This window comes from Kribbella polygonati, assembly GCF_050320105.1.
GTDB lineage: Bacteria > Actinomycetota > Actinomycetes > Propionibacteriales > Kribbellaceae > Kribbella.
This window is the reverse complement of record NZ_CP190129.1, coordinates 6,200,975-6,213,337: the sequence shown is the minus strand read 5'-3', so window position 1 is coordinate 6,213,337 and position 12,363 is coordinate 6,200,975. Positions and strand designations below refer to the sequence as shown.

At 69.5% G+C, this 12,363-nt stretch carries 10 protein-coding genes; 7 read left to right on the top strand and 3 right to left on the bottom strand.

The annotated features are described in order from the left end of the window. The first annotated feature begins 117 nt into the window (after window positions 1-117). From ACQHIV_RS29435 to ACQHIV_RS29420, 4 genes are all read left to right on the top strand, one after another. The gene (locus tag ACQHIV_RS29435) at window positions 118-597 is read left to right on the top strand and encodes a DUF4446 family protein (RefSeq protein ID WP_427887090.1); all 480 of its coding nucleotides are present in this window, start codon (window positions 118-120) and stop codon (window positions 595-597) included. Window positions 598-1,009: 412 nt separating this feature from the next. After that, complete coding sequence (locus ACQHIV_RS29430) at window positions 1,010-1,261, top strand: hypothetical protein (RefSeq protein WP_380190343.1); 252 nt, start codon at window positions 1,010-1,012, stop codon at window positions 1,259-1,261. Window positions 1,262-1,352: 91 nt separating this feature from the next. Then, window positions 1,353-4,358 carry a BTAD domain-containing putative transcriptional regulator gene (locus ACQHIV_RS29425; RefSeq protein WP_427887088.1) on the top strand — a complete coding sequence of 1,002 codons (3,006 nt, stop codon included), beginning with the start codon at window positions 1,353-1,355 and terminating at the stop codon, window positions 4,356-4,358. Window positions 4,359-4,716: 358 nt separating this feature from the next. Beyond that, complete coding sequence (locus tag ACQHIV_RS29420; RefSeq protein WP_427887086.1) at window positions 4,717-5,463, top strand: hypothetical protein; 747 nt, start codon at window positions 4,717-4,719, stop codon at window positions 5,461-5,463. Window positions 5,464-5,936: 473 nt separating this feature from the next. On the opposite strand, the gene ACQHIV_RS29415 is transcribed toward ACQHIV_RS29420, so the two are convergent. Next, window positions 5,937-7,532 carry a diacylglycerol kinase family protein gene (locus ACQHIV_RS29415; protein ID WP_427887084.1) on the bottom strand — a complete coding sequence of 532 codons (1,596 nt, stop codon included), beginning with the start codon at window positions 7,530-7,532 and terminating at the stop codon, window positions 5,937-5,939. 92 nt (window positions 7,533-7,624) lie between these two features. On the opposite strand from ACQHIV_RS29415, the gene serS reads away from it, so the two are divergent. Next, window positions 7,625-8,899 (top strand): serine--tRNA ligase, encoded by a 1,275-nt coding sequence (serS, locus tag ACQHIV_RS29410; RefSeq protein ID WP_427887082.1) that lies wholly within the window; start codon window positions 7,625-7,627, stop codon window positions 8,897-8,899. After that, window positions 8,896-9,684, top strand: coding sequence for an HAD family hydrolase (locus ACQHIV_RS29405; protein ID WP_427887080.1), 789 nt, complete (start codon window positions 8,896-8,898; stop codon window positions 9,682-9,684). Before serS ends, ACQHIV_RS29405 begins: the two co-directional genes overlap by 4 nt. Before the next feature lie 123 nt (window positions 9,685-9,807). Here the strand turns inward: ACQHIV_RS29405 and ACQHIV_RS29400 are convergent, their stop codons facing one another. Next, window positions 9,808-10,314 (bottom strand): WhiB family transcriptional regulator, encoded by a 507-nt coding sequence (locus ACQHIV_RS29400; protein WP_380190349.1) that lies wholly within the window; start codon window positions 10,312-10,314, stop codon window positions 9,808-9,810. 621 nt (window positions 10,315-10,935) lie between these two features. Between ACQHIV_RS29400 and ACQHIV_RS29395 the strand changes: the two genes are divergently transcribed. After that, entirely contained in the window at window positions 10,936-11,745 is an 810-nt protein-coding gene (locus tag ACQHIV_RS29395) for an HAD family hydrolase (RefSeq protein ID WP_427887078.1), read from the top strand. 5 nt (window positions 11,746-11,750) lie between these two features. On the opposite strand, the gene ACQHIV_RS29390 is transcribed toward ACQHIV_RS29395, so the two are convergent. Next, window positions 11,751-12,356, bottom strand: coding sequence for a bacterial proteasome activator family protein (locus ACQHIV_RS29390; RefSeq protein ID WP_427887077.1), 606 nt, complete (start codon window positions 12,354-12,356; stop codon window positions 11,751-11,753). Window positions 12,357-12,363 lie beyond the last annotated feature (7 nt).

Genomic DNA, 12,363 nt, shown 5'->3' with positions numbered 1-12,363 from the left:
TCACGCCGCGAATCTACGTTGCCGCGGCCCGAGGTACCGCATCCGTCCCCGGCCACGCACGCTGTGCGATCACCTGAACACTCAGGCAGAGCAGGCGATGCTTTAGGCTCTAGTTCTGTGTCTTCGACGTTAGCCGGTGCCTTCGGGGTCGCCGCCCTCTTTGTGGCGGTGCTTGCCCTGGTGTTCGCGATCCAGGCCCTGAGGGCCCGGACGGGCCCCGCTGACCAGCCCAGCACCGAGCCCACGCCGGAACCGCCGCCCGCCCAACCCGAGGCCAAGCCCGGCACCGTCAAGTCCGAACTCCGCCGCCTCGGCAAGGAACTCGACGTCACCCGCGGCGAACTGAAGGAAACCCTCCAGCACCTCGCAGTCGTCCGGTACGACGCCTTCGGCGACACCGGCGGCAAGCTCTCCTGGTCGATGGCACTCCTCGACGACAACGGCGACGGCGTCGTCCTCACCTCGATCAACAGCCGCGCCGACGCCCGCACGTACGCGAAGGAAATCAAGTCCTTCACCAGCGAGTCGAAGCTCTCCCCCGAAGAGGAAGAAGCCATCGACACCCTCCACAAAGAAGCCGGCCCAACCGTCAACTGAGGTAAGCCCCCCGCGTGCTCCGCGTGACTGCGTTGGCGGGCGTGGTGCGTGAGGCTGGGTGTGGTGAGTGGTTGCTGGGGATGGGCGGCGGCCGGCTGTGCTGGACGTGTGGAGGTGGCAAGCCCCACGCGTGCTGGTGGGTGACTGCTTGGCGGGTGTTCTCGGCGAGGCGGCGGCACGTGGTGAGTATGTGCTGGTTGCGAGCGAGTGAGGGTGGCGACTGGGGCGGTGGTGGCATCCGGATGTGGTCAGCCCGCGTGAGTCCGGGACTGCCGGGCCGAAGTGCGACCTCGTGAGCGGACGGTAGTGCGTCGTGAGCGAGTGGTTAGCGGATGGTGAGTGGGGTGGGCGAGCCTTTGCGCGTCATCCCGTTCGGTCCGTCGGGTGCGGCGGGCCTCAGGAAGGAGCCACGATGTCCACTTTCCGTAAGTCTGCTGTGCTGACCGGTGCGCTTGCCACCGGTGTCATGGCGGTGTCCTTCGCCACCGCCGGCATCGCGTCGGCCAGTACGGTGAGCGGCGGCTGGTACAGCACGAGCGGTGCCTGCAACCAGTCCGGCAAGAACATCACCGGCAACCCGTCGAGCCCGTACGAGGGCTGGTCCTGGAGCTGCACCTACGTCGGCTCGCACAGCCCGCACTGGCACCTGGTCCTCAGCAGCTGAGCAGTACCTGATGACCTCAACGCCCCCGACCGCATTCGACGGCCGGGGGCGTTGAGCTACGCGTGGGCCTGATCGTGACCGAGAATGTGCCGTGCACTTTCGCGTTCTCGGGCCGGTCGAGGTGGCAGGCGAACCCGTCGCTCTCGGCGGCCGGGAGCGGCTCGTCCTGTCGATGCTGCTGATCAACGCCGACCGGGTCACGTCGTCCGACCGGCTGATCGACACGGTGTGGCCGTCACCGCCGCAGTCCGCCCGGCAGCAGCTGCACAACATCATCGCCCGGCTGCGCCGCAAGCTGGACGCGACCGGGGCGCTCATCGTGACCCGTCCGCTGGGCTATCAGCTCGCTCTGACCGACCACGGACTCGACCTGCACGAGTTCAGGCTGCAGGTCGTCCGCGGGCGGGAGTACCTGCGTGACGAGCAGTACGACGACGCCCGGAGCGAGCTGGACGCAGCGTTGGCACTGTGGCACGGAGACGCGCTCGCCGACCTGTCCGGCGACTGGGCCGCGGCGACCCGCGAGTCCCTCCACCGGGAGCGGGTCGCGGCCGGCGAAGCGCTCGCCCAGGCGCAGCTCGCCAGGCATGACCACGCCGGCGTCCTCGAGACGGTGCACGCCCTGCTGGCCGCCGATCCACTCCACGAAGGTCTGCACGACCTTCGGTTGCGGGCCCTCGCCCGGAGCGGCCGTCGTACCGAAGCGCTGAGCGCCTACCAGGATCTGCGACGCCAGCTGGTCGCCGAGTTCGGCGTCGAGCCCGGGCAGGATCTTCAGGAGACCCACTCCAGTCTCCTGCGGGACGGCGACCCGCCGTCGGCGTCTCCTCGGCACGTGCCCCGTCAGCTGCCCCGCCCCGTCTCTCTGGTCGGACGTGACGACCTCCTCGCCCAGCTGACCGAGGCCTTGCGGGCGCCTGAACCCACTCCAGGCACGGTCCTCCTTGTCGGCGCAGGCGGCATCGGCAAGACCTCACTGGCCGTCGCTCTCGCCGACCGCGTGCAGAACGCGTACCCCGACGGCACCTTGTACGCCGAGCTGGACGGCACCTCGCGCCACCCGCGTGACCCGGACGAGATCATCGACCGATTCCTGCGGGCTCTCGGTACGACCGCCCCACCCGCCCACGGCCGACGGGACGAACGACTGGCGCTCTATCGCAGCGCGATCGCCAACCGCCGGGTGCTGGTGGTTCTGGACGACGCCCTCGACGAACGGCAGGTTCGCGATCTGCTCCCGCCGTCGCCTCGTTCGGCCGCGATCGTCACCTCGCGCCACCGGCTCGCCGGCCTCGCCGGAGTGCTCCGCCGCAACGTGCCGACTCTGTCGACCGAGGTGGCTGTCGAGCTGCTGCTCGCCGGCCGCGACGTTGGCGAGCTGGAGCCTCGGCTGGCCCGGTCCGCCGTACAGCTGTGCGGGCGCCTCCCGCTCGCCTTGATGGTCGTTGCGGCCCGGCTCGCGTCCGGGGTCGTCGGTCTGTCCGAAGTGGTCGAGCACCTCAGCGAGGAACACATCCGCCTGGACGAGCTCGCGATCGGGGACGCCGACGTACGGGCCAGCATCGCGCTGTCGTACGACGGGCACCTGTCCGCACCGGCTCAGCGACTGCTCCGGAGGGTGGCCGCCGCCTCGGTGACGACCTGGCCGGCGTGGTTTGCCGGCGTTCTGCTGGAGGACGACGTACCGCTGGGGTCGAGGGCGCTGGACGAGCTCGTCGACGTCCACCTCGTTGAGCCGGTCGGTCGGGATGCCGCGGGACAGCTCCGGTTCACCCTGCACCCGCTGGTCGCGGCATTCGCCGGCGAGCGGGCTGCCCTGGAGGAGGACCCGGGCACTGTCGCGTGGTGTCGGCGTACCGCCGCCGTGGCCTGGTTGGGGCTGGCGTCGCAGGCCGACGACGGCCTCGGTCACGGCATGCGCCCGGTGATCGGCCCGGACGGCGCCACGGTTCCGGCGGGTGTCCCGCCCCGCCGGGTGACCGTCGCCGCCGAGCAACCCTCGGCTTGGTTCGACGCTGAGATCGACAGCATCCGTGACCTCGTCCACGCACTGAGCCGCGACGGTGAGGTCGATCTGGCGGCCGCGCTCGCGCTGCGTTCGGACGGGTACCTCGTCGTCCGCGGCGAGGAGCACGTCCGCGCGGGTCTGCTGCAGCGGGTGGCCGGCTGTTCCGACCCGGTGCTGCGGTGGGGCGTCCTGCGGTCGCTGTTCCACACTGCCGCCGAGGCCGGGCGGTACTCCGAGCTGGCCGAGCTGGCACAGTCGCAGCTCGCCGTCGCGCGCGAGCTCGAGGCCGGGTCGATGGAGCAGATCGCGCTGATACAGCTGGGCTGTGCACTGCGCGAGCTCGGACGCTTCGAGGAGGCGGCGGCCTGCTTCGAAGAAGCCGCGGCCCTCGCGCACGACGACACCATGGTCCAGGCCATGGCCCACGGACACCTCGGGACGATGCTGGCCCGCACCGGACACCCCGCCCGGGGCGCGGCCCTGGTCGCCGAGAACGTGCAGGCCGAACGGCTCCGCGGGCCGTCCCGCCGACTGAGCATCTGGCTGATCACGTACGCCGATTGCCTCGCGCTGACCGGCGACATCACGGCGGCCGAGCGGTCGCTGGACGAGGCCGAACAGCTCGCGACGAGCCTGGAGGACCGCAACGTCCTCCTCGACCTCGCCGAGACCCGAGCGGCGATCGCGCTACGAGCCGATGACGTCGACGCCGCCGAGCGCATCCTCAACGAAAGTTCGGCGTCGCGCGGCCCGAGCGCCCCGGATTCGGAGCCGACAGACGGCGAACTGCGCCTGCGCGCCGACCTCCTGCTCGCCCGCGACCGAGCCGCCGAAGCCGCTCCGTTGCTCGAACGAGCCCTACTGAGCCATCGGCGCGAGGGCGTACGACTGGAACTCGCCCACGACCTCGCCCGACTCGCAACCGCCCACGCCGCCCTGGGCGACCAGGACCAAGCCCAGCAACATCACTCCGAACTGGTCACCCTCCTACGAGACCTCGGCATCGGCATCGACGCCCTGCACCTCCCCCCGGCCATCTCGAATCACACCTCCTGGGGCCGACCAATGCCGAGTCCACCCACCCCCTGACACAACCGCCCCGAACCCGGCCCACCAGGTGGTGGCCCCCGCGTCCTCCGCAGCCACTCACTTCGTCGCTCGGCTCCTCAGACGCGCCTTGCTACGCGCGCTCTCACCCGGCCCCGGGCTGGCGCCCGGTTCTTGCGAGCTACCGCTCGCCGGTGACTGCATTGGCCGAGGTGGTTCGCAGGACCGAGCGTGGTCAGCGGATCCCCAGTTACGATTAGTGTCCGCATGTCTACCTGTAGTGAAATTGCATGCGACGGCCCACATGTTCGTGCCAGCGCGCGGGCGACTGACAAGACGGGCCGAAGTAGGTCGCGGCGGCCGCCATTCACCCCAGCAACCGGACAGGAAATTGACCAGCATGCGTGTTGGCGTCTACATCGACGGGTTCAACCTCTACTACGGCGGCAAGTTCCTTGTTGGCGGTGGCGGGCTGCCCGGGTGGCGCTGGCTCGATCTGCGCGGACTGGCTTCCAACATCATCACCGCGAACGCAGGCTGGACGCCGCCCACCTCGCTCCGCGTCGTCTACTGCACAGCCAGGATCCGCGCCGATGCGAACAACCCCGGCGCGCCGGGCCCGCGCGAACAAGACGTCTACCTTCGCGCGCTGACCGCGTGCGGCTCCGTCGACGAGATCGCGTACGGCACGTATGTCAGCCGCGTCGCGACAGCTCCGCTCGCTACAGCCAACCGACGTCGGCGACCGGTCCTCGCCCGCCCTGGCTGGCCGGTGATGATCAAGGACGGCGCGTGCTCTGCTGATATCCCGGACGCCGTCTTCATGGTCTCGGTCGCCCGACGGGAGGAGAAGGGCAGCGACGTCAACGTCGCCGCTCACCTGCTCCTCGACGTCCTCCAGCACAACGTCGACGCAGCGGTTGTCATCAGCAACGACAGCGATCTGGAGTTTCCCATCCGTCAGGCCCGTGAGCGCGTGCCGGTCGGCACGGTCAATCCGACCAAGAACTACACCGCCGGCGCACTCAACGGCGCGCCGACCGACGGTGTCGGCGGGCACTGGTGGTACCAACTAACCTCCGCCGACCTCTTCGGCGCCCAATTGCCAGCCGTCGTGGGGAGTCTTCAGAAGCCAGCTCCGTGGTGACCCACCCGGACGACATCGGCACCGCACTCGAGGCAAAAGTAAACCCGTCCCACGAAGGAGACGGGCGGTATAGAAGCATTTTAGGCATGTCATCGTGGCCTTAGCAAACGCCTACCCGCGGTGTGGAACAATAGTCGTAGGTATCTAGTCGAGGGCGCGATCGGGCTCGCCGCACGGGCAGGTGGTCCAGCCTGCGCCGGCGTCGAGCGGTTGGTCCGGGTTGTGCAGTGGCGGCGGTGCGGGTGACATCCCGGGGGTGGGCGGGAGCGGTGCGGAGCGTGGCGACGAAGGAGCCGGGTGGAGCACCGCGGGGCAAGCACAGTCGCCTTCAGCGCCGCTCCGGGAGGCGCGGGCCGGTCGCTCGGGTTTGTGCGGGCAGCCTCGGCGCATGGGGTGGGCGGGAGCGGGGCGTAGTACGGCGACGACCGAGTCAGGCGGGGCCGCGAGGGGGGTATGTCAGTCCCTGTCAGCTTTTACCGCCGTTTGGGGACGCGGGCGGTCAGGGCGCCGGGTTCTATTTCGGTGACGAGGTAGCGGCCGGGGCCGATGGGGTCGCCGTCGAGTTGGCGTTGGACGTCGACGGCGGCGTGGATTTCGACCTTGCGGCCGGTGAAGCGCTCGAGGTACATGTCGGTGCGCTTGGTGCGGGTCATCATTCCCCAGAGGACGATCGGCCACTGGGTCACCCGCCGCGGGGCGATCACGACGACGTCGAGGAGGCCGTCGTCGGGGCGGGCGTCGGGGAGGAGGGGGATGTTCGCCTGCAGCATGCCGACGTTCCCGACCACCACGGTACGGACGCGACGCTCGATCGGCTCGGCGTCGTCGATCGTGAGCTGCACCCGCACCGACGGATGGTTCACGTTCTTCGCCGCCGACACCAGGTACGCCGTCCAGCCGATCTGCTTCTTCAGATGCGGTGGCGCGTCGGACATGATCGCGGCGTCCAGCCCGAGCCCGGCCATCACGGCGTACCGGTCGTTGTCCAGCTCGTCACCGTGGACGGCGACCAGGTCGATCCGCCGGTCGCGGCCTTCGAGGATGCGCTCGAGGGCGTCGTCGAGGTCGAGCGGGATGTGCAGGTTCCGGGCCAGCAGGTTCCCGGTGCCGGCCGGGATCACGCCGACGGGGATCCCGGTGTGCGCGAGCGCCGAGCAGACCACCCGGACCGTACCGTCGCCACCCGCCACGAGCACCAGGTCCGACTCGTACTCGATCGCCTGCTTCGCCATCGCGTTGCCCGCATCGTCCTCGCGGGTCTCCAGCCACAACGGGTCGTCGTACCCGCGGACCGCGAGCGCGCGCGTCACCTTGCGGCGGAACGCGACGCCGTCGCCGACCTTGATCGGGTTCACGATCACGGCCGCTCGCGGCGGGGCCGTCGTACCGTCGGCCTCGGACGCCGTACGCCGCCTGCGCCGCCGCAGCCCGGGCCGCAGGCCGAAGCCGATCGACGTCGCGGTCAGGATCGCCAGCCCGAGCGCCCAGCCGCCGAGTACGTCGGACACGTAGTGCACGTCGAGCGCGATCCGGTCCGCGGAGACGATCCACACCACCGCGATCACCGGCAGCAGCACCAGCAGCCGGAACCGGCGCCGCCACCCGCGCACCGACGGCAGTACGACGCCCAGCGCCCCGGCCAGTACGAACGCGGCCGTCGCGTGCCCGGAGACGTACGAGAACCCGCTCGTCTCGACCAGCATCCCGGCCGGGCGGTCGCGCTCGAAGACCGCCTTCACGACCTGGACCAGGACCAGCTCCGCGACCGCGGACGTGAGCAGCCAGATGGTCAGCAGCCGCGCCCGCCGGCGCCAGAGGTACGCCGCGACGACGAGAATCACGGCCCGCGTCGTCCACGGCACCGCGACCGCGCCGACGACCTGCCAGAAGTCGACCAGTCCCTCGTGGGCGGCGCCGTACGCCGAGGCACGCGCCGCGACCGACTGGTCCCAGCGGGCGAGCGGCGGCCAGTCCTTGAAGACCAGCAGCGTGATGACCGTGAACGGCAACACCCCCAGTACGACCGTGAGCGCACGGCCGACCGCGGTACTGGGTGGGTGGTGGTTCATCGGCCGCTCGGATCCCCCTCGGTGACGGTGTTGCCAGCCCATCATCCCGAATAGACTTCGCCGGTTCAGACACGCCCCGATACCCTCAGGGTGTGATTGACGCGAAACTGCTCCGTGAGAACCCCGATGTCGTCCGCGCTGCCCTGACCAAGCGTGGCGAGAGTACCGAGGTGGTGGACCAGATCCTGGTCGCCGACAGTGAGCGTCGATCGTCCATCTCCGCCTTCGAGGCGCTCCGGGCCGAGCAGAAGTCGCTCGGCAAGCAGGTCGCCCAGGCCAAGGGCGACGAGCGGGCCGCGCTGCTGGAGCGCACCAAGACGCTGGCCGCCGAGGTGAAGGCCAACGAGGCCGCCGCGAACGAGGCCGGCAGCCGGTACGACGAGCTCGCGGCCGCGCTGCCCAACCTGGTCTCCGACGAGGCCCCGGTCGGCGGCGAGGACGACTTTGTCGTGGTCGAGGAGGTCGGCAAGCCGCGCGACTTCGCCGCCGAGGGCTTCGAGCCCCGCGACCATCTCGAGCTGGGCGAGCTGCTCGGCGCGATCGACATGGAGCGGGGCGCGAAGATCTCGGGCAGCCGGTTCTACTTCCTCAAGGGCGTCGGGATGCTGCTCCAGCTCGGCATGCTGCAGCTGGCGGTCCAGCAGGCGGTCGAGAACGGCTTCACCCCGATGATCACCCCGACCCTGGTCAAGCCCGAGGTGATGGGCGGCACCGGTTACCTGTCGGCGCACGACGACGTCTACCGGCTCGAGGACCCCGAGCTGTACCTGACCGGTACGTCGGAGGTGGCGCTGGCCGGGTACCACATGGACGAGATCCTCGACCTGACCGACGGCCCGCGCCGGTATGCCGGCTGGTCGTCCTGCTACCGGAAGGAAGCCGGGTCGCACGGGAAGGACACCCGCGGGATCATCCGCGTCCACCAGTTCGACAAGGTCGAGATGTTCTCCTACTGCAGGCTGGAGGACGCGGCCGCCGAGCACCTGCGGCTGCTGGCCTGGGAGAAGGAGATGCTCGACAAGATGGAGCTCAGCTACCGGGTGATCGACACCGCCACCGGCGACCTCGGGATCTCGGCGTACCGGAAGTTCGACTGCGAGGCGTGGGTGCCGACGCAGGGCCGGTACCGCGAGCTGACCTCGACGTCGAACTGCACGGACTTCCAGGCCCGCCGGCTGAACATCCGGCACCGGGACGCCGACGGGAAGACGCAGCCGGTTGCCACGCTGAACGGCACGCTCGCCACCACCCGCTGGATCGTCGCGATCCTGGAGACGCACCAGCTGGCCGACGGGTCGGTCCGGGTCCCGACCGCGCTGCGCCCGTACGTCGGCGGCCGCGAGGTCCTCGAACCGGTCGCTCAATGACCGGTACGCCGACTGTCGTTGCCCTGGACATCGATGGCACGTTGATCGACCACGACGACACGATGTCGGCCGCGGTCCTCGACGCGGTACGACGGGCCGCCGCGCAGGTGCCCGTCGTACTGGCCACCGGTCGCGCCTGGTCGACGACCAAGCCGATCGCCGAACGGCTCGGCCTGCCTACCGGCGGATTCGTTGTCTGTAGCAACGGTGCGCGCACGATGCGCTACCCGGACGGCGCGGTCGTCGACGAGCGGACGTTCGACCCGTCCACGGTGATCGCGTCGGTACGCCGGTACGCGCCGAACGCCCGGATGGCCGTCGAGGACAGCGACGGCAGCTACCTGGTCACCGCGCCGTTCCCGGACGGCGACCTCGGGGCGAACGCGAAGATCCGCGTGGTCCGCGACGACGAGCTCGCGCCGCAGCCCGTGACCAGGCTGATCATCCGCGACCCGGAGCAGTCCGAGAACGACTTCGTCCAGCTGGCGGAACGGCTCGGCCTGCACGGGGTGAGCTACTTCGTCGGCTGGACCGCGTGGCTCGACATCGCACCGGAGGGCGTGGACAAGTCCACCGGCCTGAAGGTCGCGCTCGCGCAGCTCGACCTGGACCCGTCCGGCCTGCTGGCGATCGGCGACGGCCGCAACGACATCGAGATGCTCACGTACGCCGGTCACGGCGTCGCGATGGGGTCCGCGCCCGAAGAGGTCAAGCTGGCCGCCGACGAGGTCACGAAGTCGGTGCAGGACGACGGCGTCGCCGCTGTACTCAACCGCTGGTTCTGACGCAAGCCCTTTCGGCGACAGCCGAAATACTTGACACCTGACAAGTGAAGGCCCGGAAACCCTGTGTGCACAGGATTTCCGGGCCTTTCGACCTGACTGCCAGCTGGCGGGTCGGCGGTCAGATCAGGCGACTCGGGTGCTGCCCGTCCGGCGCTGCTGGTGCTGCTCGACGACCGTGTCGAACGCGTCCAGCACCGCGCTGACCTGCGGCCGGGGCCGCGGGGTCTTGGCGGCCGGGCTCTGCCCGCGGCGCGCACGCCGCAGGTGCCGCTTCACCGTCGACAGCGAGCAGCCGAGGCGCATGGCCAGCGACTCGAGGCTGTCGTTCGGGTACTGGGTGCGCAGCCGCAGGACTTCTTCGTGGCTCACCGGCCGGCGCGTCCCCCGCGCGCCGGCAAGCTGGTCGAAGTCGTCGGCCTGCACCTCGACGTCGAGCAGGTTCCGGATCGAACGCCGTTGTGCGGCGGTGGTTCCGGCGACGAAACCGCTCACGTCGTGCTCCGCGACCGCGCTGTACAGGCAGTCGGTGAAGAGCGGGCAGGAGGCGCACAGCGCCTTCGCTTCGCGGACGAGCTGGTCGTACCGCTCGCGGGTACGGCGGGTTGCAGAGGCAGGCGGCGGCTCTTCCATCAGGCGGTGCTGAAAAACATCAGTGCGGGCAATACATCCGGTCATTGCCCCTTCCCTGTTGGAAGATGTGTCGACAGCCGCTCGAGAGCTACTGCCCCCCGGCCCCGCTAGGTTGGCGCTGTTGACGGTCATCAAGGCTCCCCAAGTATCAGGACCCGAGTGAACGAACGGTGAACGACGTTCGTTCGCACGGCTCCACTAGCTGGTGGACCCGCACTTTGTTGCCGGCCCACCATGTCGTCCCGGGCGTGGGACGCACCGATCCATAACTCTTGACGCCACTGCCGCGGTTTTGGTTGCAGCCAATTCCGCAACAGTTGTTCGACGTTTGTGTGTGCTTCCGGAGGTGGGGCGGCATCAGTCGCGCTGATCCAGAACACGCATACGACGCGGCCGAACAGCCCCCGGTTCCCCGCCAGACCTCCGCACTAAATCACGCGCCAACCGTGCGATGCAGGGGAACTTGCTGCCTTTGCAGCATCCTGCCGTAACGGTCTGGTGACGTTGTCAAAAGCTCAATCAGATAAGTCAAAAAGGTCTCAATCCGGGGCTCGACCGCTTGCGCCCGGCGCACTTGGAAGGGTAATGCGAGACCGGGTCGCCGGACGTTACGGTGGCCCTGTGACGGCTCCGCACCAACCCCGCCTGATAGCCACCGACCTCGACGGAACACTCGTCCGCAGTGACGGAACGATCTCCGAACGCACCCGGGCCGCGGTCCTCGCGGCCCAGGCCGCCGGAAGTGTTTTCGTGATGGTCACCGCCCGGCCACCTCGCTGGCTGCACGACCTCGCCTACCTGGTCGGCGACCACGGTGTCGCGATTGTTGCCAACGGCGCCATTCTGTACGACGTCCCGCACCGTAAGGCGATCCGGACGCGGCTGATCGATCCGGGCGTCGGGCTGGAGGTCGCGCGGGCGATCCGCGCCGCGGTTCCCGACGTACAGTTCGCCATCGAGCGACCGAACCGCTACGGACAGGAACCGGTCTACCTGAACCGGTGGCCGACACCCGACGACACGTTGGTCGCGAGCGTCGAGGAGCTGCTCGCAGAGCCGGCCGCGAAACTGTTGGTGCGGCATCCGAGCCTGCACTCCGACGACCTGCTCGCCCTGGTGAATCCGTTGGTCGGCCAACGAGTGACCGCCAGTCACAGCGGAGGTCACGGTTTGGTGGAGATTTCCGCCACCGGCGTCTCGAAGGCCGCGATGCTCGCCGATTTCGCCGCCACACAAGGGATCTCGGCTGCCGAGACGATCGCCTTCGGTGACTCGGTCAACGACCTGCCGATGCTCGCCTGGGCCGGTACGTCGTACGGCGTCGCGAACGCGCACCCCGACGTTCTCGCGGTCGTCGACCGGATGGCCCCGGCAAACGACGAGGACGGCGTCGCCGCCGTCCTCGAAGAGTTCTTCCAGCCTTTGAACTAAGGGGTCTACAGGTACATCCCGCCGCTGCCCGGGCCGTCGGTGCCGGCCTGCGGCGCGTCGGGGAACTGGCCGTCCGGCGGCAGCTGCTGCCCGCCGGGAAGCGCGCGACGCATCTGCTCCAGCTGCTGCCGCGCGGCCATCTGCTGCGCGAACAACGCCGTCTGGATGCCGTGGAACAGACCCTCGAGCCAGCCGACCAGCTGCGCCTGCGCGATCCGCAGTTCGGCGTCGGTGGGGGTGCTGTCGTCGGTGAAGTCGAGGCTGAGCCGCTCCAGCTCCTCGACCAGCTCCGGCGCCAGGCCGCTCTCCAGCTCCTTGATCGAGGCTTCGTGGATCGACCGCAGCCGCGCCCGGGAGGCCTCGTCGAGCGGTGCCGACTTCACCTCCTCCAGCAGTTGGCGGATCATGTTGGCGACCCGCATCACCTTCGCCGGCTGCTCGACCAGCTCGGTCACCGAACGCGGCTCGTCGTCGGGTTCGTCGTGGTTCTTGTCGGAGCGCGGCGGTCCCTCGACGGCCATGCCGTCCGGCCCGACGATCAGCATCTTGCCGTCCTCGGTCCGCGCCCCGGCCATCGGAACTTCCCGGTCCTCGCTGCTGCTCTCGCTCATCTCCCCA

Bases quoted from the DNA above. Each gene is read 5' to 3' on its own strand.
- ACQHIV_RS29430 (WP_380190343.1), top strand. From the start codon at position 1,010: ATGTCCACTTTCCGTAAGTCTGCTGTGCTGACCGGTGCGCTTGCCACC.
- ACQHIV_RS29420 (WP_427887086.1), top strand. From the start codon at position 4,717: ATGCGTGTTGGCGTCTACATCGACGGGTTCAACCTCTACTACGGCGGC.
- ACQHIV_RS29415 (WP_427887084.1), bottom strand. From the start codon at position 7,532: ATGAACCACCACCCACCCAGTACCGCGGTCGGCCGTGCGCTCACGGTC.
- ACQHIV_RS29405 (WP_427887080.1), top strand. From the start codon at position 8,896: ATGACCGGTACGCCGACTGTCGTTGCCCTGGACATCGATGGCACGTTG.
- ACQHIV_RS29400 (WP_380190349.1), bottom strand. From the start codon at position 10,314: ATGGAAGAGCCGCCGCCTGCCTCTGCAACCCGCCGTACCCGCGAGCGG.
- ACQHIV_RS29390 (WP_427887077.1), bottom strand. From the start codon at position 12,356: ATGAGCGAGAGCAGCAGCGAGGACCGGGAAGTTCCGATGGCCGGGGCG.